At 49.4% G+C, this 26,051-nt stretch carries 19 protein-coding genes; 10 read left to right on the plus strand and 9 right to left on the minus strand.

The genetic code is table 11. From position 1 onward, the window contains the following. The first annotated feature begins 22 nt into the window (after positions 1-22). Positions 23-1,579: an acyl-CoA carboxylase subunit beta gene (locus GJJ30_RS28160; RefSeq protein WP_154178478.1), complete on the plus strand. Its 1,557-nt coding sequence runs from the start codon at positions 23-25 to the stop codon at positions 1,577-1,579. Between the two features lie 71 nt (positions 1,580-1,650). On the opposite strand, the gene GJJ30_RS28165 is transcribed toward GJJ30_RS28160, so the two are convergent. Then, positions 1,651-2,565, minus strand: coding sequence for a sugar phosphate isomerase/epimerase family protein (locus tag GJJ30_RS28165; RefSeq protein WP_229313470.1), 915 nt, complete (start codon positions 2,563-2,565; stop codon positions 1,651-1,653). Positions 2,566-2,854: 289 nt separating this feature from the next. On the opposite strand from GJJ30_RS28165, the gene GJJ30_RS28170 reads away from it, so the two are divergent. The 3 genes from GJJ30_RS28170 to GJJ30_RS28180 all read left to right on the plus strand — a co-directional run bounded on the left by GJJ30_RS28170 (position 2,855) and on the right by GJJ30_RS28180 (position 6,682). Beyond that, the gene (locus GJJ30_RS28170; RefSeq protein WP_310588409.1) at positions 2,855-3,433 is read left to right on the plus strand and encodes an RNA polymerase sigma-70 factor; all 579 of its coding nucleotides are present in this window, start codon (positions 2,855-2,857) and stop codon (positions 3,431-3,433) included. Between the two features lie 102 nt (positions 3,434-3,535). After that, positions 3,536-4,630: a FecR family protein gene (locus tag GJJ30_RS28175; protein ID WP_154178479.1), complete on the plus strand. Its 1,095-nt coding sequence runs from the start codon at positions 3,536-3,538 to the stop codon at positions 4,628-4,630. Positions 4,631-4,708: 78 nt separating this feature from the next. Beyond that, complete coding sequence (locus GJJ30_RS28180) at positions 4,709-6,682, plus strand: STN and carboxypeptidase regulatory-like domain-containing protein (RefSeq protein WP_154178480.1); 1,974 nt, start codon at positions 4,709-4,711, stop codon at positions 6,680-6,682. Positions 6,683-6,688: 6 nt separating this feature from the next. Here the strand turns inward: GJJ30_RS28180 and GJJ30_RS28185 are convergent, their stop codons facing one another. Both GJJ30_RS28185 and GJJ30_RS28190 read right to left on the minus strand, forming a co-directional pair. Beyond that, positions 6,689-7,417: a LytR/AlgR family response regulator transcription factor gene (locus GJJ30_RS28185; RefSeq protein ID WP_154178481.1), complete on the minus strand. Its 729-nt coding sequence runs from the start codon at positions 7,415-7,417 to the stop codon at positions 6,689-6,691. Positions 7,418-7,460: 43 nt separating this feature from the next. Beyond that, positions 7,461-8,594 (minus strand): sensor histidine kinase, encoded by a 1,134-nt coding sequence (locus GJJ30_RS28190; RefSeq protein WP_154178482.1) that lies wholly within the window; start codon positions 8,592-8,594, stop codon positions 7,461-7,463. Between the two features lie 341 nt (positions 8,595-8,935). On the opposite strand from GJJ30_RS28190, the gene GJJ30_RS28195 reads away from it, so the two are divergent. From GJJ30_RS28195 to GJJ30_RS28205, 3 genes are all read left to right on the plus strand, one after another. Beyond that, on the plus strand, positions 8,936-10,162 hold the full coding sequence (locus GJJ30_RS28195; RefSeq protein WP_154178483.1) for a thioredoxin fold domain-containing protein: 1,227 nt from the start codon (positions 8,936-8,938) through the stop codon (positions 10,160-10,162). 132 nt (positions 10,163-10,294) lie between these two features. Next, entirely contained in the window at positions 10,295-12,643 is a 2,349-nt protein-coding gene (locus GJJ30_RS28200) for a TonB-dependent receptor (RefSeq protein ID WP_154178484.1), read from the plus strand. A 93-nt stretch (positions 12,644-12,736) separates the two neighbouring features. After that, on the plus strand, positions 12,737-13,819 hold the full coding sequence (locus GJJ30_RS28205; RefSeq protein ID WP_154178485.1) for a M20/M25/M40 family metallo-hydrolase: 1,083 nt from the start codon (positions 12,737-12,739) through the stop codon (positions 13,817-13,819). 104 nt (positions 13,820-13,923) lie between these two features. Here the strand turns inward: GJJ30_RS28205 and GJJ30_RS28210 are convergent, their stop codons facing one another. The 4 genes from GJJ30_RS28210 to GJJ30_RS28225 are packed head-to-tail and all read right to left on the minus strand — an operon-like array spanning position 13,924 to position 17,912. Continuing rightward, positions 13,924-14,874: an ADP-ribosylglycohydrolase family protein gene (locus GJJ30_RS28210; protein ID WP_154178486.1), complete on the minus strand. Its 951-nt coding sequence runs from the start codon at positions 14,872-14,874 to the stop codon at positions 13,924-13,926. A gap of 48 nt (positions 14,875-14,922) precedes the next feature. Continuing rightward, positions 14,923-15,525 (minus strand): hypothetical protein, encoded by a 603-nt coding sequence (locus tag GJJ30_RS28215; RefSeq protein ID WP_154178487.1) that lies wholly within the window; start codon positions 15,523-15,525, stop codon positions 14,923-14,925. 31 nt (positions 15,526-15,556) lie between these two features. Further along, on the minus strand, positions 15,557-17,260 hold the full coding sequence (locus GJJ30_RS28220) for a DUF6909 family protein (RefSeq protein WP_154178488.1): 1,704 nt from the start codon (positions 17,258-17,260) through the stop codon (positions 15,557-15,559). Between the two features lie 55 nt (positions 17,261-17,315). Next, entirely contained in the window at positions 17,316-17,912 is a 597-nt protein-coding gene (locus GJJ30_RS28225) for an outer membrane beta-barrel protein (protein ID WP_154178489.1), read from the minus strand. Positions 17,913-18,044: 132 nt separating this feature from the next. On the opposite strand from GJJ30_RS28225, the gene GJJ30_RS28230 reads away from it, so the two are divergent. Then, positions 18,045-18,797: an FkbM family methyltransferase gene (locus GJJ30_RS28230; RefSeq protein ID WP_154178490.1), complete on the plus strand. Its 753-nt coding sequence runs from the start codon at positions 18,045-18,047 to the stop codon at positions 18,795-18,797. A 96-nt stretch (positions 18,798-18,893) separates the two neighbouring features. Continuing rightward, positions 18,894-21,023: a M3 family metallopeptidase gene (locus GJJ30_RS28235; RefSeq protein WP_438821610.1), complete on the plus strand. Its 2,130-nt coding sequence runs from the start codon at positions 18,894-18,896 to the stop codon at positions 21,021-21,023. A gap of 116 nt (positions 21,024-21,139) precedes the next feature. Here the strand turns inward: GJJ30_RS28235 and GJJ30_RS28240 are convergent, their stop codons facing one another. Beyond that, positions 21,140-21,430 carry a hypothetical protein gene (locus GJJ30_RS28240; protein WP_154178491.1) on the minus strand — a complete coding sequence of 97 codons (291 nt, stop codon included), beginning with the start codon at positions 21,428-21,430 and terminating at the stop codon, positions 21,140-21,142. Between the two features lie 272 nt (positions 21,431-21,702). On the opposite strand from GJJ30_RS28240, the gene GJJ30_RS28245 reads away from it, so the two are divergent. Further along, positions 21,703-24,735, plus strand: coding sequence for a glycosyltransferase family 117 protein (locus GJJ30_RS28245; protein ID WP_154178492.1), 3,033 nt, complete (start codon positions 21,703-21,705; stop codon positions 24,733-24,735). A gap of 128 nt (positions 24,736-24,863) precedes the next feature. Here the strand turns inward: GJJ30_RS28245 and dnaJ are convergent, their stop codons facing one another. Beyond that, positions 24,864-26,006: a molecular chaperone DnaJ gene (gene dnaJ / locus GJJ30_RS28250; RefSeq protein ID WP_154178493.1), complete on the minus strand. Its 1,143-nt coding sequence runs from the start codon at positions 26,004-26,006 to the stop codon at positions 24,864-24,866. Positions 26,007-26,051 lie beyond the last annotated feature (45 nt).

A 26,051-nucleotide genomic window follows, 5' to 3' on the forward strand; every position in this document is an offset into this window, starting at 1 on the left:
AATCATTCAATTCAACCCGTGCATGGACACCGAGATTAAGTCTACTAAAACCGAGATTCTGGATCACAAAAACGCCGAGGCCGAATTGGGAGGAGGGCAAAAACGCATCGACGCGCAGCATAAAAAGGGCAAATTGACCGCCCGGGAGCGCATTGCGCTGTTGGTTGACGAAGGCACTTTTGAAGAAATCGGCAAGTTTGTCATGCACCGCACCCGCGATTTTGGATTGGACAAAGAGCATTACCTCGGCGACGGGGTAGTGACGGGATATGGCACCGTCAACGGTCGGTTGACGTACGTTTTTGCGCAGGATTTTACGGTTTTTGGGGGCGCTTTGTCCGAAACGCACGCGGAAAAGATTTGTAAAATTCTGGAACTGGCCCTCAAAAATGGCGCTCCGGTGATTGGATTGAACGATTCGGGCGGAGCACGCATTCAGGAAGGTGTTTTGTCGCTGGCGGGTTATGCCGATATTTTTTACCGCAATACGCAGGCGTCGGGCGTTGTGCCGCAGATTTCCGCGATTATGGGACCGTGCGCGGGTGGGGCGGTTTATTCACCGGCCATTACGGATTTTATTCTGATGGTCGAAAATTCGTCCTACATGTTTGTCACGGGGCCGAACGTGGTGAAAACTGTTACGCACGAGAATGTGACCGCCGAGGAGTTGGGCGGAGCCAGCACGCACAGTACCAAATCCGGCGTTACGCATTTTGCCTGCGCCAACGAACTCGAATGTATTCAATACATAAAAAAACTATTGAGTTACGTCCCGCAAAATTGTGAGGATGAGCCGGTTCGGTTGCCGTATGAGGCTGCGGACGAAAACCGCTCCAAGCTGAAAACGATCATTCCCGACAACCCGAATCAGCCGTACGACATGCGCGAGGTGATCGAGGAAATTGTGGATGGCGGTAGTTTTTTCGAAGTGCACAAAGCATTTGCCGAAAACATTGTGGTCGGTTTTGCCCGGCTGGCGGGCCGGAGCATCGGCGTGGTTGGCAACCAGCCTGCGGTTCTGGCGGGGGTTCTGGACATCGACGCCAGCACCAAAGCGGCCCGGTTTGTGCGGTTTTGCGACAGTTTCAATATTCCGCTGCTGGTGCTCGAAGACGTACCCGGTTTTTTGCCCGGCACCGATCAGGAGTGGAACGCCATCATCACGAACGGCGCAAAACTGCTCTACGCCTTTTGCGAAGCAACCGTACCGCGCGTGACGGTTATTACCCGAAAAGCCTACGGGGGCGCTTACGACGTGATGAATTCCAAGCACATCGGCGCCGACATGAACTACGCCTGGCCGACCGCCGAAATCGCGGTGATGGGCGCGAGCGGGGCCGCCGAAATCATTTTCAAACGCGAGATTGCCGAATCGGCCGATCCGCAGGCGAAGTTGCAGGAGAAAGTGCAGGACTACACCAATAAGTTCGCCAATCCGTACCGGGCCGCCCACCGGGGCTACATCGACGAGGTGATTTACCCCGAACAAACCCGCCAGAAACTGATCCGGGCGTTCCAGATGCTGGAAAACAAAGTGGCGACGATGCCGAAGAAAAAACACGGGAATATTCCGTTGTAAATTGACTTATTGATCAGCATGGAAAAGCAGCAGTTAACCTACTTCAAGATTGAAAATTCCAAGCGGTTCGATTAAAAATACGCTTTCATCGCTTTAGGATACTGGGGAATAGCCTGTTCTGGCTCGGCAATGTCGGGGTGCCAGAGTTTTTCCCATTCAAAACTGTAATAGCCTTCGTATTTCCCGGCTTTCAGGGAGTCGATGGCTTCCCGAAGCGGGGCCTCGCCCTGGCCAGTCAATACGTACTGGTGCTTCCCGTCTGTAATTTTGGCGTCTTTTACATGGACGTGCCGAATGTACGGTTTCAGTTTCCGGTATACCTCCGCCGGAGCTTCGTGTGCATCGGCCCACATGTTGAAGATGTCCCAAATTAAGCCAACTTTGGGATGTTTCGCGGCTTCCATGATTTGGACCAGCAGGTCGCTTCGGGTCAGTTCACCATGCGATTCCAGCAGAACCGTTACGGAACTTTGTTTTGCATAGTCGCCCAGCGTCAGCAACCCTTCACTGATAAGCTGAAGGGTTTTTTCACGGCTTTGGTCAGGTGGGAGTTGGTCGGGGAAAACGCGAACATAGGGGCAATTGAGCCGTTGCGCCAGGTCGATAAACCGTTGGGCTTCGTCCAGATTTTTGGCTCGTCTAGTCGCGTCGGCATGGTGCAGTTGAGCTGATGACCCCAGATTACAGATCCGAATTCCCAGGTCGGCAAACCGGGTGCGGGTTTCCTTCGCCTGACTTGCCGTACGGAAAGCCGGGCTTTTGGTCAGATCCAGCTCACCCTCCAGACCCCGAAATTCTACCGCCTGATAACCGGTCGTCATGGCGGTTTTCAGAATTGTATCGAGGTTCCATTTGGGACATCCGAGGGTGGAGAAGGCAAGTTGTGGATTTTTCGAACCGAAACCCGATAAAGTGCCGGACAAAGCTGTTGCCAGCCCAACTGCGGTTATTTTGAGTGCGGAACGGCGAGTTAGTGGGGACATCATAACGAAGAACAGGCGTTGAAGCGTTGAACGAATGGTCGGTTGTTGGCTTTCGCCAATTTAGCATCAGATATGAATACTGTCCAAATTAAATGTGAAGTGGCAGGCAACCAACCGGGAACCGGCTATGGAATAGGAATTGATTGCGTAGAATCCGAATAAAATTACCGTTCAGAAAAAAAAACGGCTGTTTCGTAGGGGGATCGATCCATTTGGGTGTCATATCCGTGGTTGCAGTTGAGTAGGTTCAAAAAAGAGTGGTAGATTTGCCAAGAAAAACTGACGCAACTACGTGCAACTGACTGACCAGGAATTAATTCATGCGATCCGACTGGGTAACGAACCCGCGTTTGAGGCCGTTTTCCGGCAGCATTACGCTTCGTTATGCCAGTATGCCCGCACTTTCCTGCACGATTGGGATGATGCCGAAGAAGCGGTGCAGGCGGTTTTTCTGGCGGTTTGGGAGAAGCGCGATAGTCTGGAAATTACGGTTTCGCTGAAGTCGTATCTGTACCGGTCGGTGCATAACCGCTGCCTGAATCGCATCCGGCATTTGTCGGTACAGGCCGAGCACCGGGAGCAGGCGGTTTTCGAAGTTGAGCTGTACCAGTCGGCCTCGGAGGCTCCGATGCAGTCATTGATTGCCGATGAACTGTCGGACCGGCTGCAGGTGGCCATTCAGCGGTTGCCGGAACAATGCCGGCTGATCTTTTCGATGAGCCGGTTTGAAGAAATGAAGTACCAGGAAATTGCCGATCAACTCGGGCTTTCCATCAAAACAGTGGAAAACCAGATCGGGAAAGCCCTGCGTATTTTACGAACGGAACTGGCCGATTACCTGCCCATTTTGTTCATGTTGTTTTTAAATTAAGAAGGTAGAGGAGAGACAAGAGAGTTAGACAAAAAATGTTTGCATGTAATTGATAATCTGAATCTTATATCTCATGTCTTGAATCTTTACGCTAGAAAATAAATGCCTGACCAATCCGAAAACCGAATCGATGACGACCTGCTGGGGAAATTCCTGGCCGGGGAGACGGATGCTGCCGAATCGGAGCGGGTACAGCAGTGGCTGAATCAGGAAAATTCCGAGCGACAGGAGTTTGACCGGTTCGAACTGATCTGGAACAAAGCCGGTACACTCGGTCAGAAATCCGACCCGGCGTCGATTCCGGTCAATACCGATGCGGCCTGGCAAAAAATGCGGGGAAAAATGCGATCGCAACCCGTGATCGACGTGAAACCGGATGCGCCAAAACCGCTTCCGGTTGAACCGGATCCCGTTATCAAACCACTGCCCGTACAACCCGTCCGGACGATTCAACGACCAGGCTGGTATAAATCACCGGTTTGGGCGGTTGCAGCTATGGCGGTTTTGCTGTCGGGTCTGCTGTGGTTTTTCCTGAAAGAAACCGAAACCGTTCCCGTTACGGAGGTTGCCGCCGTGACGAAAGAGCAGAAATTGGAGAAAATTCTACCGGATGGCAGCCGGGTTTTCCTGAATCAAAACAGCAAACTGACCTATCCCGAAGCGTTTGCGGCCGACAGTCGCGAAGTGGAGCTGACCGGCGAAGCGTTCTTTGATGTGAAGCCCGATCCGACCAAACCGTTCCGGATTCGCGTTCGGAATACAACCGTTCAGGTGCTGGGAACTTCGTTCAGTATCCGGGCTTATACCAACGACGTTCAGGTGGCCGTTCGGACCGGAAAGGTGCGGTTCTCAGCTAAAAACAAGGAAATTACCCTGATTAAAGATGAACAGGCGGCTTTCAATGCCGTAAAAGATACGATCATCAAAGCGTCCAAATTCGACGTTAACGCGATGGCGTTCCAGACCGGTCGGCTGGTGTTTGAAAAGGAACCGCTCAGCAGTGTGATCAAAACGCTGAACGAAGTCTATCACGCCGATATTCACCTTGCAAATGAACAGATTGCCAATTGCCTGGTCACATCTACTTTTGAAAATGATAATTTAGACCATGTTCTTAATATAACTGCAGATGCCATGAGTTTGCGCATTCTGCGGAATGGAAACCGCGTCACCCTGGACGGCAAAAAGTGCGAGTAATTCGTTCGGAAGTTGATGGAAACGTAGGGGAGAAGGCTTCTCAGGGTGTCATTCATCCACACGCAGCACACTCGTAACATGTACCCAATCCGTATACTATTTTTGCTGATTTTTTGCGGGCTCTTTCAACCGGCACTGGCTCAGTCGACACCCCCGCTCGAACGGGTGGTGTCGATAGATTTTACCAGCGAACGACTCGATAATGCCCTGAAAATCATTAGTAATAAAGGCCAGTTTTCATTTGCCTACAATGCCAATATTATCAATTCCAACAGCACGCTGACGCTCCGGGCGACCAATACCGTACGGGCACTGCTGAACCAGATTTTTCGCGGAACGCTGACGTATAAGTCACGCGGTAACCACATTATCCTGCAAAAAGCCGAACTTCCCAGCGAATCTCCCAAGAGCTTTATTCTGGACGGTTACATCACCGACCGGCAAACCGGCGAGAAAATCAGTCAGGTCAGTATCTACGAAAAAACGACGCTGGCGTCGACGGTTTCGAATCCCTACGGTTATTACCGCATCAAATTATCGACCGACATTCCGACGGTTCGGCTGGAAGTTCGCCGGAAGTATTATTTCGGGGAGACGGTTTCCATCAACGCGCGGCAAACCCACAAACTCGATATTGGCTTGACGCCCTTGCCCACGCAAACGACCTTACAGCCGATGGTAAGCCGGGCGTCGATCGATACTACGCGTCCGACGCCCGTCATTCCGCAGCCGGTTGCCGTGGCCATTCCGGTTGATTCGACGCCAATGCCCCGAACCGCCAATCAGGGCCCGACCATCTGGGACCGCAGCAAGTCGGTGCTGGAAGAAACGAAAAACGATTTTGCCGACTGGTTTAAATCCACGCGGCAGGCCGTTCACGACGCCAACCTGGCGGGCGACACCATTTACCGCGACATTCAGTTCTCGCTCTTTCCGTTCGTCGGCACCAATCACACGCTGAGTGGGCGCGTCATCAACCAGTATTCGCTGAACTTAGTCGGAGGTTATTCGCTGGGCGTCAGGGCTTTAGAGGTGGGTGGTTTTCTGAATATGGTTCGGGGTGATGTAGCGGGTGTCCAGGTAGCCGGGTTTGCCAATGTCGTCGGTGAAAATGTGGGCGGCATTCAGGTCGCCGGGTTTTTCAATGGCGTTCGTCATGACGCAACGGGTGTGCAGGCCGCCGGTTTTGGGAACACGGTGCTCGGAACCGTTCGGGGCATTCAGGCCGCCGGTTTTTACAACATGACGATGGGAAAAATGCCCGAAAGTATACAGGCGGCCGGTTTTGGGAACATCGTAGCTGACGAAATGAGCGGTTTTCAACTGGCCGGTTTTACCAATGTGGCCGCCCGCTCGATGAGCGGTTTTCAGCTGGCTGGTTACGCCAATGTGTCGGCCGGAACGATGTCAGGTTTTCAGTTGGCCGGTTTTTCGAATTTCGCGCTGAAAGAATTGCACGGCTGGCAACTCAGCGGTTTTCTGAATTACGCGAAAAATGTCGTTAGCGGACACCAGATTTCAATCATTAACATTGCCGGTTCGTCGGAAACCACACCTTTTGGGCTGTTCAGTTACGTGCACCACAATGGGTATCGGCGACTGGAGATTTCAACGGACGAAGTGATGACGGCCAGTCTGACATTTAAAACGGGCGTTCAGCGGTTTTACAACATTTTCACGGGCGGCTCCAACCTTGGGTTAGCCGGAAAACCGCTCTGGAGTCTGGGCTACGGTTTCGGAACCGCCGTTGATCTGAAACGGAGTTGGATGCTGAATTTCGACGCTACGGGCCACGTCCTGAGCGGTGAGGATCGCTATGTCTGGGAGGACTGGAATTCGCTGGTCCGACTGAATATGGGCATTGAGAAAAAGCTCGGTCGGCATTTCGCCCTGGCCGTCGGGCCGTCGCTTAACTGGTATTTGACCGATTACACCCGCAGCAAACCGGTCACGCGGTTTGATGTTCCGCTTTTCAACAATCCGAGAACCTTTGCCAATAACCTGTCGACGGGCTGGCTTGGTTTTCAGGTGGCTTTGCGGTTTTGTAATTGATGAAAACTATTTAATCCAAAGCTTATTTTTCACAACCTGCTGAATAATTTGGTCCCGATAATTCCGGCTGATCGGAATGCGGTGCGACTTCATAATGATTTCATTTCCGTCAATGGCTTCAATTTTATCGATGGAAACAATGAAAGATTTATGCACCCGGATAAACGATTTTGAATCCAAGTTCTGTTCCAGATTTTTTAAATAGAGCAGCGTTAAATAATTGCCTTTGTGTGTACAGATGGTGACGTAGTTCTGCATTCCCTGGATATAGAGAATGTCGTTAAAGTGGATTTTCTCGTACTTATTGTCGCATTTGATAAAGAAATAATCGACTTCCTGGTCGGGTTTCTGAATTTCCTGATGGATCGGTTTTGACAATAACTGGAAATAATCTTTCGCTTTGTTTGCCGCTTTAAAAAAACGGTCGAAAGTGATCGGTTTCAGGAGATAATCCAGGACATTTAATTGAAAGCTTTCCAGCGCATAACTCGGAAAAGCCGTAGTAATAATGACCAGTGGCGGATTCTGAACAATCTTTAAAAAATCAATGCCGTTCATTTTAGGCATCTGAATATCCAGGAAGATCAAATCAATGCGGTGTTCGTCCAGAAGTTTGATCAACTCAACCGGATTCTGGCAGGTTTGCACCAGATTTAAAAAATCAATTTCCCGCACATAATTGGCAATTCCTTCGCGGGCCAGTGGCTCATCATCGATAATTACGCAGTTCATCATTGAATTTCGATCGTTATAAAAATCGGTCTGAATGGCTGGATGTTCAAACCGCTTTTTCCATGAATTGAGGTATGTCAAGTTCTGAAAGCATCAAGCGTAATTCCACCGAAAAGCTGTTGTCGTTGTGTTGAATGTCTAAGCTATATTCCCCCGGATAAATTAAATCCAGGCGTCGCTGCACATTCTGGATACCAATACCCCCAAAGTTAATTACTTCATTCGTAGGCAATTGAGAAGCACTGTTGGCAATTGAAAAATCAAGTTGCTGCTGATTCATACTTAAATTAATTCGAATCCAGTTCGGCTGATCGGTATGTTTGGAAACGTGTTTAAACGCGTTTTCGACGAAATTCATCAGAATGAAAGGCGCAATCCCCAAATGACCGGAGAACTGCTGGCCGAGTTGCACGCTGACGTTGACGTTGTTATTCTGCCGCAGTTTTTCCAGTTCGATAAAATTTTCCAGATACGCAATTTCCTTGTTCAGCGGTATTTTCTGATCGTTGCTTTCATAGAGTTGATGTCGCAGCATTTCGGAAAATTTTGCCAGGGAATCAGACGCCATATCCGGATTTTTATGAATCAGAAAAAAGATGGAATTGATCGTATTAAACAGGAAATGGGGGTTGAACTGGTACTTTAGAAACTTCAGTTCAGTCTCCAGTTTTTCCTTTTCCAGAAGCTGTTGTCTTTGCCGGCTTTGAACCCAGTTTTTTGTTAGTTTAATACTCATGGCCAGTGTCATACTGGCCACCATCGAAGGTAGAGCGTTCCCCAGAAAGCGGTAAAAACATTCCGCATCTGTACCACCACCGAACTGGTCATTCATGGTTCTTCCGGAAATGGCGGCCGTCAAATAATAGCCGGGAATAATCAATAAAGATGCGAGGATAATGGTTAGAACCAGATAAATTATATATTCAACAAGCCGGTTTTTTTCAAGGTATTTTGGGATCAGAACATATAAATTAAAGTAGGCTCCGATGGCCTGAAAAACGAAATAAAAAAGGAACTTGATGAAATAAGGCGAAAAAAAGATGCCCTCGACCGCCTTGTACGGATTGCCGACGGCAACCACCCACCAGAGGTAATTATAGAGAAACCAGAACGGAATATGGTAAATTTTATACTTGAAAAACCAGTTTCCGTTGGATCGATTCAGTGCCAATGCGTTCATTTTTATGATCGTTTACTCGATACCTGCGTCGGTTCGGAAAGCTTCCCACTTGAACCAGGCGGAAAATACTCTCTAAAGTAATGAATTCAACGGCGGTTTTTTGATGGGTTATGCCAAAGGTGCTAACTAATTGACGAAATGAGACACCAGGTACATGAAAGGTATTGGAAAGGAGTTGTTCGGATTCGACAGCCAGCAGCCTGTTTGGTTAAGTGCCGATTGAGAAAGTAGCCGCTTTCACAAAGAAAACTCCGGCCTTCATATAGAATGGCCATCTGGGCCTCGTTTTGAGGCTATTTTTGTCGTAGCGTGCAAATAATACCCAACTTTTTGGCCAACGAATGGAGAACGCGACTTACGCTTTAAAATGTATCCTTATGAATCGGGGCGGACTGAGCAATGCTTTGCGTAGAAGGAAACGGCTCCTTTTCCTGTTTTGTGCGAGTCTGTTATGGGTGGTTTCCGCAGCGTTTGGGCAGGAAATGTCGCTAAAAGAAGCGATACAAAAGGAACATGAAAGTCTGAAGGTTGAGACCGGAAGTTATGCGGAGATGGTCGCTTATACCGGGGGGATGATCAAACCGGTTGATGTTTCGAGGCTTTCCACCTTAACTGATTCCTCTAAGGCAAAGAATAAACCCATCATTCTTTATTTCTTCGCAGATTGGGATATTTACTCCCATAAAATGCGTAAGGAGACATTTTTTAATAATAAAGTCAGTGGTTTAATTAATCGCGAATTCTATTTTGTTGCTTTGAATGAGAAAACGGAAGTAGCTAAAAAGCTTTATAAAAATATTACGGGTAGCGAACTGAAGTCGTTTCCGATGACGGTTTATTTAAATCCAAAGGAAAGCTATTCATTTCAATACCCCGGCTACCAAACGAATTTAATGTACATCAGTAATCTTTTTAAGTTAAAGAAGATCGGATATGCAACAATTAATAATCGGATTTTAAATAATATTGGTCAACTATTTAAAAAAGATTATAAGATTATTTATACGGCACTCGATAACTTAGATTCAATTGAAAAATTAGATGGTGTCGAAGAAATCTCAAAAAAAGCGAAGAGCCTGGCTGAAATTGAGGAAGCTATTGATAATGCCTTGTACACGTTAAAAGACGAGGAGTCATTCGGCTATATTCTAAAGCATGCCGGATTTGTAAAATTTGCTTCTTCGCTTTCCTATGACCAGAAAGACTCGCTTAGGCGCGATGAATATGTTTCACTTGATACGGTAAGTAGATCCATCCTGACAACGGCGGTGGAATACAGAAATATGCGGAATTCACTGAAAATAACCCCTGGCAGTAAGCAGGATAAAAATCTTCAGACCTATATGGCGAAGCATCTTATCATGGTTGGTATTCCACCTGCCATTCGCAATACCGTATATGAATACTGTAAGAAATATATGATATTGAAAGAATCCAAAGAGAACGCTGAAATGTATAGCCAAAAAATCCGAGAAACCTTGTCAATTGATTGGGAGAAAGGAATAATTTATAAAGCCGGTTTCTCAATCACTTTATTAAAGGATGGCTTGTTTATTCAATATAATTAACGAGATCCGACCCGGAGTTGTTTTAAGTTTTTGATTAATAAAATCGCTTCCACGAAAAATAAATAGTCCGATTGTATAGGGGTTTGGGCGTAGAAGGCTGTCATACCGGCATACTCTACAACACAAATACTTATGCACCTCCGTACGTTTATCCTCACTTTTATTGCGTGGATTTTTCTGCAGAAAGCCGTCGCCCAATCCTATACCCAAACCATTCGCGGAACCGTTGTCGATCAAAGTTTGCAAACCGCTTTGCCGGGAGCAACGATCGTCATTCTCAATTCTGATCCGTTGCGGGGAACCAGTACCGAAGCCGATGGTTCGTTTCGATTAAACCAGGTTCCGGTTGGGCGGCACAGCCTGAAAATTACCAGTCTGGGTTATAAAGAGCTGATTTTGCCGAACATTGTCGTCGATGCCGGGAAAGAGCTGGTGCTGAATGTTGCGCTGCAGGAGGCCATTGTGACGGTGAACGAAGTGACGGTTAAACCGCAGATTGAGAAGGAAAAACCCTTCAATGAAATGGCGACCGTCAGCGCCCGAACGTTTTCGGTGGAGGAAACACAGAAGTTTGCGGCTGCGGTCAACGACCCGGCCCGGATGGCAACGGCCTACGCCGGGGTGGTTGGGGCCGACGATGGCGGCAACCAGATTGTCATTCGCGGTAACTCGCCCACCGGCCTGCTATGGCGGATGGAAGGCGTGGACATCCCGAATCCCAACCACTTTGCCAACATGGGCTCAGCCGGGGGCGGAATCTCGATTTTGAGTGCGCAGTTGCTGGCCAATTCGGATTTTATGACCGGTGCTTTTCCGGCGGAATACGGCAATGCGTTGTCCGGCGTGTTCGACCTGCGGTTGCGGAAAGGCAATAATTCAAAGCGCGAACATACCATTCAGGCCGGGGTTTTGGGAATTGACGTAGCCAGCGAAGGGCCATTTTCTAAAAACTACAAAGGTTCGTACCTCTTCAATTACCGGTATTCGACGTTGGGATTGTTGTCGAAAATGGGGGTCAGCATTGGTCCGTTCGCCAACATTTTTCAGGATTTATCCTTCAATGTATACCTTCCGGCCGGAAAGGCAGGCAATTTTACGCTTTTCGGTTTTGGCGGCTTGAGCAACAGTGATCTGGACGCGGTGAAAGATTCGACGCAATGGAAAAGCGATGGCGAACGGTTTAACGACCATTTTTTTGCCAAAACCGGTGCCGTCGGTGCCACGCATTCAATCCATCTAACCAAAAGAGCATTCTTGAAATCCGTCCTTCTTTTTTCGGGCTATCAGTCGGGTTACGAAAACGAATCCCTGGAAACCGGTTATGTGCCCCAGTTGCAGCTTCGGGAAGCCTACCGCATCCGGAAACAGATTGCTTCATCGACACTCACGTATAAGTTCAATTCGCAACACACCCTGCGGGTCGGGCTGACCGGTTCGGTACTTGGTTTTAACCTCGAACGAAAGGAGCGACTGCCGGAACTGAATACGATGCAAACGCAGATTCAGATAAACGACCAAACCAGCACGGTGCAGGCTTACGGCCAGTGGAATTACCGAATGACCGAAAAACTGACGTTCAATGCCGGGATGCATTACCTGCGGCTGATGCTGAACAACACGGATGCGGTGGAACCGCGCGGTTCGGTGCGCTGGGCGTTTGTGCCGAAACATGCCGTTAGTTTTGGCTACGGTCTGCACAGTCAGGTTCAGAATCTGGCGACGTATTTTGCCACACAGCCTTCAGAAAATGGTTCTTCCAACCGAAATCTGGGCTTTACGCGCTCGCACCACCTGGTTCTGGCCTACGACTGGTCGCTCAACGATCATTTGCGGGTAAAAGCCGAATCGTATTATCAGTCGCTGTTCAACATTCCGATCAGCGCCGATAAACCGAATGCTTTTGCGATGGTCAACAGCTTCGACGGCCTGACTACCGAACGATTAACGAACAAAGGCGTCGGCCGGAATTACGGCCTGGAATTGACGGTGGAGCAGTTTTTACACAACAATGTTTACTTTCTGTTGTCGTCGTCGCTGTATGATTCCCGGTATCGCGGTTCGGACAATATCTGGCGCGACACCCGGTTCAACGGCAAATTTGCCTTCAGTTTTCAGGGTGGAAAGGAGTGGGTGCTGGGCGAATCGGGCAAAAATGTCATTGGTGTCAACCTGAAACTGACGTATTACGGCGGTTACCGCGCGACACCCATTGATCTGGCCGAATCGATTCGGAAGCAGGAGACGGTTTTTGTTGATAGTCAGTCGTATAGTCAGAAACTGCCCGATTATTTCCGGACGGATGTGCGGTTTAGCTGGAAGCGGAATAAGCGGCATTCGACCCGCACCTTGTCGCTCGATATTCAGAATGCGACCAATCGGCAAAACGTTTACGGGCAGTATTTCGAACCACGCAGCGGAACCGTCAAAACCAGTTACATGACGCCCCTGATTCCGGTTTTGAGCTACCGGGTGGCTTTTTGAAAAACCGCACCGCAAAAAAACGGTCGGCAGGGTGGGAATTGTCGACCGTTTTTGTTTGGTTTGAAAAATAGCACTTAACTAGATTCAAATCGAATGACAGAGTCCAGTAAAAATTTTCTTTACACGTACCTCAACAACGCGTCGCCCACCGGTTTTGAATCGTCGGGACAGCAGATCTGGCTGGATTACCTGAAGCCTTACATTGATGACTACATTGTCGATACGTACGGAACCGTGGTTGGGGTTATTCAGCCGACGGCGCCGGTCACGCGGGAATATAAGGTCGTGATTGAAGCTCACTCCGACGAAATTTCGTGGTTTGTCAATTTCATTTCCGACGACGGTTACATCTACGTTCGGCGCAACGGGGGTTCTGACGCGCTGATTGCGCCGTCGATGCGGGTGAATCTGCACACCGCCAATGGTCAGGTCGCGGGTGTTTTTGGCTGGCCCGCCATTCACGTTCGGGATCTGGCGAAGGATGTCGCGCCGAAAGTGACGGATTTATTCATCGACGTGGGCGCGCTGACCAAGCAGGAAGTGCTCGACATGGGCATTCACGTCGGTACGGTCTGCACCTTCGCCGAGGGCCTTTTTGTGCTGAATAACCGCTATTACGTGGGTCGTGCGCTCGACAACCGCATGGGCGGTTTTATGATTGCGGAGGTAGCCCGGCTGTTGAAGGAGAACAATATCGAATTGCCGTTCACGCTGTATGTGGTCAATGCGGTGCAGGAAGAAATCGGTTTGCGCGGGGCGGAAATGATTGCCCGCCGACTGAAGCCCGATCTGGCGATCATCACCGACGTGACGCACGATACGCAATCCCCGAAATACGACAAAAAGGAGCAGGGCGACCTGAAAGCGGGTGGTGGGCCCGTGATTTGCTACGGTCCGGCGGTGCAGAATAAAGTCCGGGATTTTATTATTCAGATTGCTCAGGACAAAGAAATTGCGTTTCAGCGCCAGGCCGTCAGCCGTTCCACCGGAACTGATACCGACTCGTTTGCGTATGCCGCAGAGGGCAGCGCGTCGGCCCTGATTTCATTGCCCTTGAAATACATGCACACGACGGTTGAAACCGTCCACATGGATGATGTTCAGGCGGTTATCCAACTGATTTATGAAACCCTGCTGGCCGTAAAAGGCAATGAAGATTTCCGGTATCTGAAATAAGAAAAGCCGATTGAAAAAACCGCCTGCCCGGAAGATTTCGGGCAGGCGGTTTTTTATGAAAACTATTGGCGATTTTGAAAAATAACCGCCAATAGTTTCTGGTTTTATTGACTAAAATGATCCCGTAAACGATTTGCTAAATCTTCAATATCGGCTCGTTTTGCTATTTGCTCAATCCATTTTTTTGGAATGGAATCAAAACCGTATAAAAGCCCCGCTAACCCGCCTGCAACAGCTCCGGTAGTATCGGTATCTAAGCCCAAATTGACGGCCTTTAAGGTTGCACCTTTAAAATTATCGGTTGTTAATAAACACCAGATACTTGCTTCCAATGTGTGAATAACATAACCACTACTATAAATTTCTTTTTCCGGTAATTCATAAATAGCAGCATTCAACAATCGGTCAAATAGTTTGATTTCATCCAGATTAATTGATATAGAATGAAGGAAATCTGTTACCTCGGTTTGCAGGTTTTTATAAATTGTAATTTTGTCAATCCCGATTGCTAATTGTCTTGCAAATTCGAGATAATAAAAGCAGCCAATTACGGAACGAATGTGTCCGTGTGTGAGAGAAGAGACTTGTTTGGTGATTTGATATCGATCCCCAATTGGTAGCTCTTTAATGTAAAATAGCAATGGCAAAATGCGCATAAGAGATCCATTTCCATTATCCGAGATTTCCATTCCACCCGCTAATTCAGGAATACAACCGTCCTGAAGTCTTCGGATAGCCTGACTCGTTGCAATTCCGACATCAAAAACCACTCCTCTGGCACTCCAATAGTTATGGTTGAGCCATTCAACGAAATTATCTGCAATTCGTTGTAGACTGAATTCGGAAGTCAATGCCTCTGCCAGACAAAATGCGAGGGAACTATCATCTGAAAATGTGCCGGCTGGAAGATTATAAGTGCCGTAACCTATCATATCAGTGATAGGATTTAATGCAATTTTTTCGCGACTATTGAATTCGACTGGTACACCCAACGCATCACCAGTTGCAATTCCAAACAATATATCTTTGTAAATATTTTTTGAACTCAGGCTCATTAGTTATTCATTATCAATTCTATAATTCCAGAAAATATAAAACATTGATTACTTCCGCAACAGCTTTTCAATTGCCTTCAGAATCGCATCTCTATTTTTGGCGGATTTGATGAAATGCGGAAGCTTTTCAACCATGGTAGTGTATTTTGGGGTCTGCCGTTCGCGCAGTTTTGCCGACACATAATTTCTGATTTCGATCAAATGGTCCCGATTGAAAGCCCAGAAGAAGTCCCCTTTTATTTCGGTCTGAAACCACAGGGGTAAGTTAAAAACCGGGTCACCAATTCCGGAATTTTTGTAACGCAATCGGTACGAATCATTTTTTGGCTTAACAGTTTGGGAGGTTCCGCAATGGGGACATGAAACGATTAATTCTTCCACTTTCTCCTTATTGTTGGGAATAGTGAAATCGAGAGATTCATTGCAGTGATCACAGGCCCACTTGACGGTTGCTGTATACCGGATGCGGTCATCAGCCTTTTCGGAATGGTTGCAATGGAAACAGGTTAGTTTATCCTGACTGGTTTCGCGGGACCGGTTTGTTGTCACTACGGCCAGATGCTGGCATTTCGGGCACTCAACCAGAAATTCATTGGCGTATGCGTACAAGGTGGTGGCTGGGCCTGCGTACCGGATCGTTTCGTTTTCCATTGGTAATGCGGTTTTCGATTTTTAGCGGAACTTATCCCAAAATCTTCTCCAGACACTTTATCGTAATCAGGTACGTGGGTTTGACGCCCAATGTGCCGAGGCTGCCGGATGCGAGTGTAGCGCCCGTAATCAACGGATTATCAGAGGCATAGTACGCATACCGGACCTTCATGCCAGGCTGCACACTACCCCGAATTTTGGCGTGTGCCTGGATAGCTTTCTGGTAATGCGCCCCTTCCATCTCCAGCCCGACGGCCTTCCAGGATGAATTTTTGAAATACGCTAAGATGTCTTTGTTCTGAAGCGATGTTCCCAAAACCGTAATCATCGAGCCCTCAAAAGCATCGATGCCAAAACCGTCGAAGTCGGCAACCGAAAAATCATTGTCGAGCGGATAATTGTCGGCGGTTCCTTCAAAAATGTGCGAAGTCGGAATCATCAGGTCGCCCTTGTCGCCCGTCAGAATACCGGCTTTGCCCATGATCGAGATGGATGCCACGTTCAGTTTGTAGGAGTCCCCCCGGTGGTCATCATACGGTTTCAGCAGTTCGTCCATCGTTTCAAACGCCTGTTCGCCAAAGGCATAATCCATCACCAGCAGCAGCGGTTTGGTTGCCTGAATCAAAACCGGGTCGTGAACGATTTCGGAGGACAATTGGGTCGCATCAAGTTGCGCCGTATCGATGACCTGAACGAGCAGATTGGTGCCGCCCAAATCCTCCAGTTCGTACAAACCGTGCGCCAGCGCATAATTGCTAACCTGCTGACGGAGTTCGTTTTGGGCAGGCTGGCTGAGTTTGTAGGCCAGATCGTAGAGGTTGTCCCAGGAAGTCGCATCGGCCAGCGCGGCTGGGGCAAACAGGCAGTTGATGACGCTGTGCGGATTGGCGCTAATGATGTGAATCGGTCGCTGCTGCCAGCCGTTTTCCTGAATGTACTGCTTGATTTGGTTGGCCCAGCGCTCGCCGTAAAGGTGTTGACCGACCCGTTCGCGCAGCATCGGTGTGAAATTGATTTCGCGGTCGACGTGCTTTTCCTGAATTTCGCGAACCGACACGCTGCCCAGGCCATAGACAATCTGGAACAGGCCGGAATTGGTTCCGGCGTTTTCGGCAAACCGGTAGAAAGCCTGCTGCGTTTCTTCAAACGTTCGGCCCAGAATTGAGCTCAGGTACATCAGCGCCAGTTCCTGCTCTTCCTCCTTCACGGTGCCGCCCGATTTAATGATGGCTTCCAGCTTTTCCCATTCCCGGAGTTTATTTCCGCGATCGAGAAACACGTTCCGCCGAATTTTGTCGGCTTCCATGTACATGAAAGTCAGGTGAGTCAGAATGTCGTAGATTTCACTGCGGCCGTTAGTCACCTCAATCACCATCTGTTCGTCGTCGACCCGGTAGCAATTTCGGCGACGTTTGGCCGGAACCAACACCGGAAACCGCGAATGTTCGAATCCTTCGCGGGAAACCAGCGTGATAATCCGGCAGGCTTCAATGCCCTTGGGCAACCGGTCCATGACGTACACAAGTCCATCTAATTCAACCCTTTGCGGGTCATTGACGGAACCGTATATTTCAGGCCGGAGGGTCAGCAGAGCCTGCCGGATTTCTTCACCCGAAACCCCGGACGGTTTGTAAAACCCCCGGTTAAACAGGTGACGCATCGTTATATAAAGCCGCTCGATGGCAAGTCGGGATTCCTGAGCGCGGGTGAGCGGGGGCGAAAAATCTGGATTCATCGGCAAATGGAGTAATTACCCGCAAGATAACCGATCGCCCTCAACTCCGCAGCGGTTATTTTCGGCCACCGCCGATGTCAACGCCTATTTTAACGCCGAGGTAGGCATTTTTGCTGTCGATTTGCTGACCGAGAATATCCGACTTGGAATTGGGAACGATGTTGTATTCAACGCCCAAATTAAAGTGACCGGCTTTGAAACCCACGCGGGCCATCACGCCGAATTTGTTGCTGGCTTCCACTTTGTAATCGTCGTGATCATCCTGAACCTGCCCATTGACGACTGTGACCGTCGTGCCCGCAATGCTGTACAGACCCGCTCCCAATCCAACATAGGGCCGGAAATTATTTTTGGAAAGATAATACGTGCCGGTCAACAGGTACGAACCCATCCCTTTGGCACTGACATCACCATTCTGATTGTTAACCGAAATGGACCGGGCCATCGCGGCCAACTCAATCCGCAAACCAAGATCGAGGTTATCCATCAAACCATACTTCGGTTCTAGGGAGACCAGCAAACCTCCCGCAGCACCACTTCCGGCTGGTCGGGCGAAACCCAGCGATACATTCACTTTAAACGGTTTGAAATCCTGAGCGGATGCGGATAGTGTCATCAGCGCAAAAAAGGCCAGTAACAAAGACTTTGTCATGTAAATTGATGGTTGATAGGTGTTAATAACTGAAACAGGATAAGTTTCGCGTGCAAATTTTGGCTTTTGATCCGTTAAAATTCATTTTATTTGATGAACGGAGAAGCTACCTTGTGACTCCAACCACCTGAAATGAAAAGTAAACTACCTCTCTATCTCAAGCGATTTGGCGTTTTTAAAGGATTGAAGCTCTATTTTTTGCTGAAATCGAAGCAGAAACGAACCGTACAGATTCAAATTCCGCAGGCCAGACATCCCATTTTTTTGCGGCTCGGCACCTCCGACCGGAAAGTTTTCAACAACATTTTTGTATACGGCGAATACGACTCGGTCGAACTGGGATTCAGCCCGCGAAGTTTTCTCGACGGCGGGGGGAATATCGGCCTGGCGGCCGTTTATTTCGCCAACCGTTACCCCCAAATGCAGATTCTTTCCGTCGAACCGGAGGACGAAAACTTCAACATCCTCCAACAAAATGTGGCGGCTTACGAAACGATAAAAGCCGTTAAAGCCGGTTTATGGTCGCGACCGACCCAACTCGAAATCCGGGATACCGGTGGGGGAGAATGGGGTTTTGTGGTGGAGGAAACCAATGAACACACCCCCGGCTCGGTGCGCGCCGAGTCCATCTGCGGTTTGGCGTCACAAAACGACGGGCAATCGTTTGATGTGATTAAGCTGGACATTGAAGGCAGCGAAGCGGAAGTATTCCGAAGCAATACGGAAACCTGGCTGCCGAAAGTCCGGGCGCTGATTGTGGAACTCCATGAATGGATGAAACCGGGCAGTTCGGCGAGTTTTCTGGCGGCAACCTCGGCCCACACCTACCGAAAAACCGTGGCCGGGGAATACGAAGTATATGTTCGGGAAGACGTGACTGCCTGATTACCAGCAGTCAATCGCAAATTCCGTTTGTCCGGAATCCCTTCCTTAATTTTCCGTACTTTTGTAAACTGCGAGAAACCTAATCAGCGAGCTAAAATGTTTACACTTCGAAAATTGACCCAAACGGCTGTACTGCTGGCGGCATTAACCCCGCCACTTTATGCGCAGCCTTCTCCCGAAAAAGCCAAAATGAGTGACAATCCGCTATTGCAGCCGTTCAAAACACCGCACGAAACGGTGCCGTTTAACCTGATAAAAAATGACCAGTACCTGCCCGCGCTGAAGGATGCGATGGCGATGGGCCGGAAAGAAATCGACGCGATTGTAAACAACCCGGCCGCGCCGACTTTTGAAAACACCGTCGTCGCCCTCGAACACGCGGGGCAGATGCTGAGCCGGGTGTCATCGGTTTTATTCAACCTGAACAGCGCCGAAACCAGTCCCGAACTCCAGAAAATTGTGCGGGAAGCGTCGCCCTTGCTGACCGAATACAGCAATGATATTTCCCTGAACGAAAAACTCTTCAAGCGGATCAAAACCGTTTACGAACAGCGCGATAAACTGAAACTGGATGGGGAAGACCGGATGCTGCTCGAAAAATCGTACAAAGGTTTTGCCCGCAACGGCGCCAATCTGAAAGAAGCGGATAAAGATAAATTCCGGACAATCAACAAAGAACTCTCGCAGGCATCGTTGCAGTTTGGCGAAAACGTACTGAACGAGACGAACGAATACCTGATGGAAGTAACGGACGAAAAAGATCTGGCTGGTCTGCCGGATTTCGTTCGGGAAGCCGCGAAGTCGACGGCCAAGAAAAAAGGCAAAGATGGTTGGGTATTTACGCTGCAGGCACCAAGTTATCAGCCGTTTATGCAGTATGCTGATAACCGTGAACTGCGTAAAAAACTGTTCATTGCCTACAGTTCACGCGGTTTTCACAACGATAAAAACGACAACCAGCAGATCATCGGTAAACTGGTGCAACTGCGTTACGACCGCGCCAAACTGCTGGGTTATCAGACGCACGCCGATTTTATTCTGGAAGAAAGTATGGCCGGTTCGCCGGAAAAAGTGAAGCAGTTTCTGAATGAACTGGCAGGCTATGCCAAACCGGTTGCCGAACGACAACTGACCGAACTGACGAACTACGCGAAGGAGCACGGTTTTAAAGATGAGCGACTGGAACGCTGGGATTTTAGTTATTATTCGGAGAAACTGAAAAAGGAGAAATACGCGCTCGACGACGAAATTCTGAAACCGTATTTCAAGCTGGAAAACGTGATCGACGGCGTTTTCACGATTGCCAACAAACTCTACGGCCTGACGTTCAAGGAGCGCAAGGACATCCCGGTTTACAATCCGGAAGTAAAAACGTACGATGTGTTCGACCAGAACGGGAAGTTTCTGGCGGTTTTCTACGGCGATTATTTCCCGCGGGAGGGCAAACGGAGCGGAGCCTGGATGAATGATATTCAGGGGCAGAAAATTGAAAACGGCGTGAACGTTCGTCCGCAAATCATCAACGTCTGCAACTTCACACGTCCGACCGAAACCAAGCCGTCACTGCTGAGTTTCAACGAAGTAACTACGCTTTTCCACGAATTCGGACACGGGCTGCACGGCATGCTGGCCAATGGCAAATACGAGAGTCTGTCGGGAACGAGCGTTTACCGCGATTTTGTCGAGCTGCCCTCGCAGGTGATGGAAAACTGGTGTTACGATCCGGAAGCGCTGAAACTGTTTGCCAAACACTACCAGACCGGCGAAGTAATTCCGAATGATCTGATCGAGAAAATCCGGGCCAGCCAGAACTTCATGGCCGGTATGTCGAACCTGACGCAGTTGCGCTACGGTCTGGTGGATATGTACTGGCACGGCGGGGCACCCAAGGGCGAAACCGTCGAGCAGGTGGAATCCCACATCGACTCCCTGGTGAATCTGTTTCCGAAGGTCGAAGGTGTTGCCTTCAGCACGGCTTTCTCGCACATCTTCGCGGGCGGGTATTCGGCTGGTTATTACAGCTACAAATGGTCGGAAGTGTTGGACGCGGATGCGTTTGAGTTCTTCAAGGAAAAAGGCCTTTCGAACCGGGAAGCGGCCGATAAATTCCGCAAAAATGTGCTTGAAAAAGGCGGTACGGAAAAACCGATGGAGTTGTACAAGAAATTCCGGGGCCGCGAACCATCTCCGCAAGCCATGCTTCGGCGGAGCGGGTTGACGTTGTAAAAAATTAAATATATCGCGGAGTTAAGCGGAAAAAAAAAGGAGTTGAACAGAGTTGAAATTATCTTCTCTGTTCAGCTCTTTTTTTTCCGCTTAACTCCGCGATATACTAGTTTACGCTATTTTCTTCCAATGTTAATCCGGTTTGAAGCGGCAATCAGGAGCATCACCAGGCCGAAGCCCAGGAGTGGAAAAGCCGGAAGACGGGACGTCAGGGTGGACAGAGAAACCTGATCGCGGGTTTTCAGGTAAATGGCAAATGCGACCAGCGTTCCGCAAAGGGCAATCGCCAGCAACCCTTTACCGGCATATAATTCAGGCAATGAAAAGGTGCCCGCCAGGGCATCGTAAATACCGTACAGGACCGCCATGCAATCAATGGCTACGCCAATTTTGAAAAGAGATTTCATAGGTGTATTGGGCTCGTTGGTCTACAGTTTGAAATCAGTCGGCAAACAAACCGGCTGAAATCCCTGCCGTTGAATAATGCCTTGAAATACCGAATTAACCCGCTTATTCGCCAGCCAGAGTAAACAACTGGCGGGTTTTGGTTGATAAGTCGCAGGAACCGGCCATAAGTGGCATTGGGGAGTCAAAACCGCTTTAACAAACTTTAACGGGTTCGACGGGCAATAAGCGGGGTTATTTTGCTAATTTTGGGGAAATTATACCTGTTACCCCAATGCAAACCATCAAAGGAACAGAATCTAAAGTAAGTGCTGAGACGCCTTCCCAGGCATCCGGTTTTTCGTATCAACGACTGAACAACATAACGGGCTGGGTGCTTTTTGCCATTGCTCTGTTTACCTACGCGTCGACGGTCGAACGAACCGCCAGTTTCTGGGATTGTGGTGAATTTATTGCCTGCGCCTATAAACTTCAGGTGCCTCACCCGCCGGGTGCGCCGTTCTTCCTGCTGTCGGGACGAATTTTCTCGTTGCTGGCTTTCGGTGACGTCACGCGGGTGGCCTACTGGGTCAACATGATGTCGGTGATCGCCAGTGCGTTTTCCATCCTGTTCCTGTTCTGGACCATCACCATGCTGGCCCGCAAGCTGATTAACAAGCAGTTCGGCGAACTGACTCAGGCCGAAACCTGGACGGTAATCGGTTCGGGTGCCGTTGGTGCGTTGGTATATACTTTCTCCGATACGTTCTGGTTTTCGGCGGTTGAAGCCGAAGTATACGGCATGTCATCCTTTTTCACGGCCATTGTGGTGTGGGCGGCTTTTCGCTGGGAGCTGATCGAAGACGAAGCTGCGGCCAATCGCTGGCTGATTTTCATTGCCTATCTGATCGGTTTGTCCATCGGCGTTCACTTGCTGAACCTCGTGACCCTGCCCGCCATGGCGCTGATCTATTATTTCAAGAAACAACCCAAAGTTACGCTGTGGGGCGGTATTGTTGCCTTTGGCATTGGGATGGTAATTCTGGGAATCATCAACTCGGGAATTATTCCGGGCTTGCCGACGGCCGCGTTTGCCGTCGAGCGGTTTTTTGTGAATACGTTCGGACTGCCATACACCTCAGGAATCATCATTTTTACGATCATTTTCATCGGGGCGCTGGTGTACGGAATTATCTGGTCGGCCCGGAAAAACCGCCCGATGTTGAATACCGCCCTGCTGGGATTGGCATTCGTGCTGATCGGGTACGCGTCCTACATTCAGGTGCTGATTCGTTCCGATTTCAATACGCCGATCAACGAAAACAACCCGAGTGATGTGATCAATTTTGTGTCGTATCTGAAGCGCGAACAATACGGAAGCCGGTCGCTGAGCTACGGTCCGCTGTTCTTTTCCCGCCCCGTCGACCAGAAAAAAGGTGCCCCGCAGTACGAAAAACGGGATGGCAAATACGCCATTTACGATTACGCACCGGATTATGTTTATGACAGCGATAAGCAAATGCTGTTTCCCCGGATTTACAGTAACCAGCCGAATCACCCGCAGTTGTATTCCCAGATGCTGAACATTCCGCTGGATGCGCAGGGGCAGCCGACGCGGAAAGTGACGATGGGGGATAACCTGCAATTCTTTTTCCAGTACCAGCTGGGGCATATGTACTGGCGGTATCTGATGTGGAATTTTGCCGGCCGGGCGGGGGATCAGGAAGGGTCCGGTTATCTGCTTCCCTGGACGAGTGACGATGGCGTTCCCGATCTGATCAAAGAAAACAAAGCCCGGGATAATTTCTACATGCTGCCGTTCCTGCTGGGCCTGTTCGGGATTGTTATCCAATATTTCCGGCGACCCAAAGACCTGCTCATTGTCGGGATGCTGTTTTTCTTCACCGGTATTGCCCTCCAGATTTTCCTGAACTCACCGCCTTCCGAACCGCGTGAACGCGATTATATCTACGTCGGATCGTTCTATTTCTTCGCCATCTGGGTTGGTCTGGGCGTAGTGGCCCTCATCGACGGTTTGGCGGCATACCTGAAAAACGAGAAGATGCGCGTCGGGCTGGTGGTTGGATTGAGCCTGCTGGTTCCGGTGATGATGGGCGCCAAAAGCTGGGATAATCACGACCGGTCGAACCGCTATCACTCGGTTGATTTTGCCAAAAACCTGCTGAATTCCTGCGCACCGAACGCCATTCTGTTTGTCGGCGGGGATAACGACACCTTCCCTCTTTGGTATGCTCAGGAAGTGGAAGGTTTCCGGACCGACGTGCGGGTTTGTAACCTAAGCCTGCTCGGTACGGAATGGTACATTCAGCAGATGAAACGCAAAACTTACGAATCGGAAGCGCTGCCGATTTCGCTCGAATTTCCGCAGTTCAACAAGGGCAAAAACGACGTTATTCCGTTCTACGAATTCCCGGCGGTGAAAAACGGGATTAACCTGAAAGAATACATCGGGTTGGTCAAACAAAACAACTCGGCGATCCAGGTGCCACTGACCACCGGCGAAATGACCAATATTCTGCCATCGCCGACGTTCTTCCTGCCCGTCAACAAAGCGGAAGTCCAGAGCCTCGGTTTTGTGCCCGCCAAACTGTTGCCGATGATGAAGGACACTGTAGTCTGGAATTACGGTAAACAGGATATTTACAAACCGGATCTGGTGATGCTCGACATCATTGCGACCAACAACTGGAAGCGGCCGATTTACTTCTCGACTACACTGGGGCAGTCGAATTACCTGAATCTGAAGGATCACATGCAGTTGGAAGGTTACGCTTATCGCTTAATGCCGCTGCAGGTGGCGAGTGCGTCCGACGGTTTTGTGAATTCCGACATCATGTATACCAACATGATGAAGAAGACCTTCTGGCGGGAAATGGACAACCCGAAATCGTATTACGACGATACGTACCGCGGTTCACCGGTTATTTCGGCCCGGATAGCGTTCCTGCGCCTGGCGGATCAGTTGATGCGCGAAGGTAAGAATGCCCAGGTGAAGGAAGTGCTGAACCATTCCTTGAAGGTCATTCCGGACAAGGCCATTCCGTATGACCAGATTTCGACCAACTACATCCGGATTCTGCTGGAAGTTGGCGATACCAAAACCGCCCAGCAAATTGCTGACGTGGTGGCGACGCGGGCCGACCAGAGCCTGACATACATCAAGAAAACCGGTGGCGGCAGCAACGACGCTAACTTCGATCTATACAATTTGCAAACCATCGTGAATGCGTTCCGGGAAACGAAAAATGAAGCGCTGGCGAAGAAATACGACGCTATTTTCCAGAAGCATTTGAACGCATTGGGTTAATATTGAGACAAGAGAGGTGAGACAAGAGAATAAAGACCAAAACAATTTTCAAATCTTTACTCTTTTGTCTCACCTCTCTTGTCTTTCACTGAAAAAAAAAGCCCGGCCAATCGGCCGGGCTTTTTTTTTCAGTGAAAGAAATCTTTCATTTTATCGAAGAATCCCTTTTCGTTTTTGCCCGGTTTGGGCTGAAAGTTCGGGGAGTTTCGCAGTCGCTCCAAAATATTGCGCTCTTCCGAGCTGAGGTTTTTGGGCGTCCAGATGTTGATGTGAATGAGCTGGTCACCCCGCCCATAGCCATTCAATTCCTTGATTCCCTTGCCTTTCAGTCGCAGGATTTTACCCCCCTGGGTTCCCGGTTCGAGCGTAATCCGCGCCCGGCCGTCGATGGTCGGTACTTCAACGGAGGTTCCCAAAGCTGCATCGACAAAGTTGACGTGCAGGTCAAAAACCACATTGTTGCCATCGCGTTTCAGGTTATCGTCTTCCTCTTCTTCCACCACAATCAGCAAATCACCGGCCACGCCCCCACGCGGAGGAACGTTGCCTTTGCCGGTTACAGAAAGCTGAATGCCTTCGGCAACACCGGCCGGAATCTTGATCGGAATGACATCCTCCTGCAACAGACGACCTTCGCCGAAACACGTATCGCACCGATCTGTCACCATCTTGCCCTCGCCATTACAGGTCGGGCAGGTGCTGGTCGAAACCATCTGGCCCAGCATGGTATTCACCACTTTCCGAACCTGACCCGATCCATTACAGGTGTTACAGGTCGTAACTGCCGTTCCGTTTTTGGAGCCGTTGCCCCCGCAGGTCGTACAGGAAACGTGCCGTTTTACCTTGATTTTTTTCTCGACGCCGTTGGCAATTTCCTGAAGATTCAGCTTCAGCTTGATTCGAAGGTCCGAACCGCGCCGGACACGCCGACCCTGTTGCTGACCACCACGGCCGAAGAAACTGCCAAACGGGCTATCGTCGCCAAAAATATCGCCAAACTGGGAGAAAATGTCATCCATGGACTGGGCACCACCGCCCGCTCCGTTCATACCGGCATGGCCAAACTGGTCGTAACGTGCTTTTTTCTGCGGATCGCTCAACACATCGTACGCTTCAGCGGCTTCCTTAAACTTATCTTCAGCGGTGGGATCATCCGGATTTTTGTCCGGGTGATACTTAATGGCCATCTTCCGATACGCCTTTTTGACCTCCTCCGCCGAAGCGTTCTTGTCGACCCCCAGTATTTCGTAATAATCTCGTTTCGTAGCCATTATCGTTCTTAGAAAAAACAACAATCAGGCTGAACAGAATGAATT

This window comes from Larkinella terrae, from assembly GCF_009668025.1.
GTDB lineage: Bacteria > Bacteroidota > Bacteroidia > Cytophagales > Spirosomataceae > Larkinella > Larkinella terrae.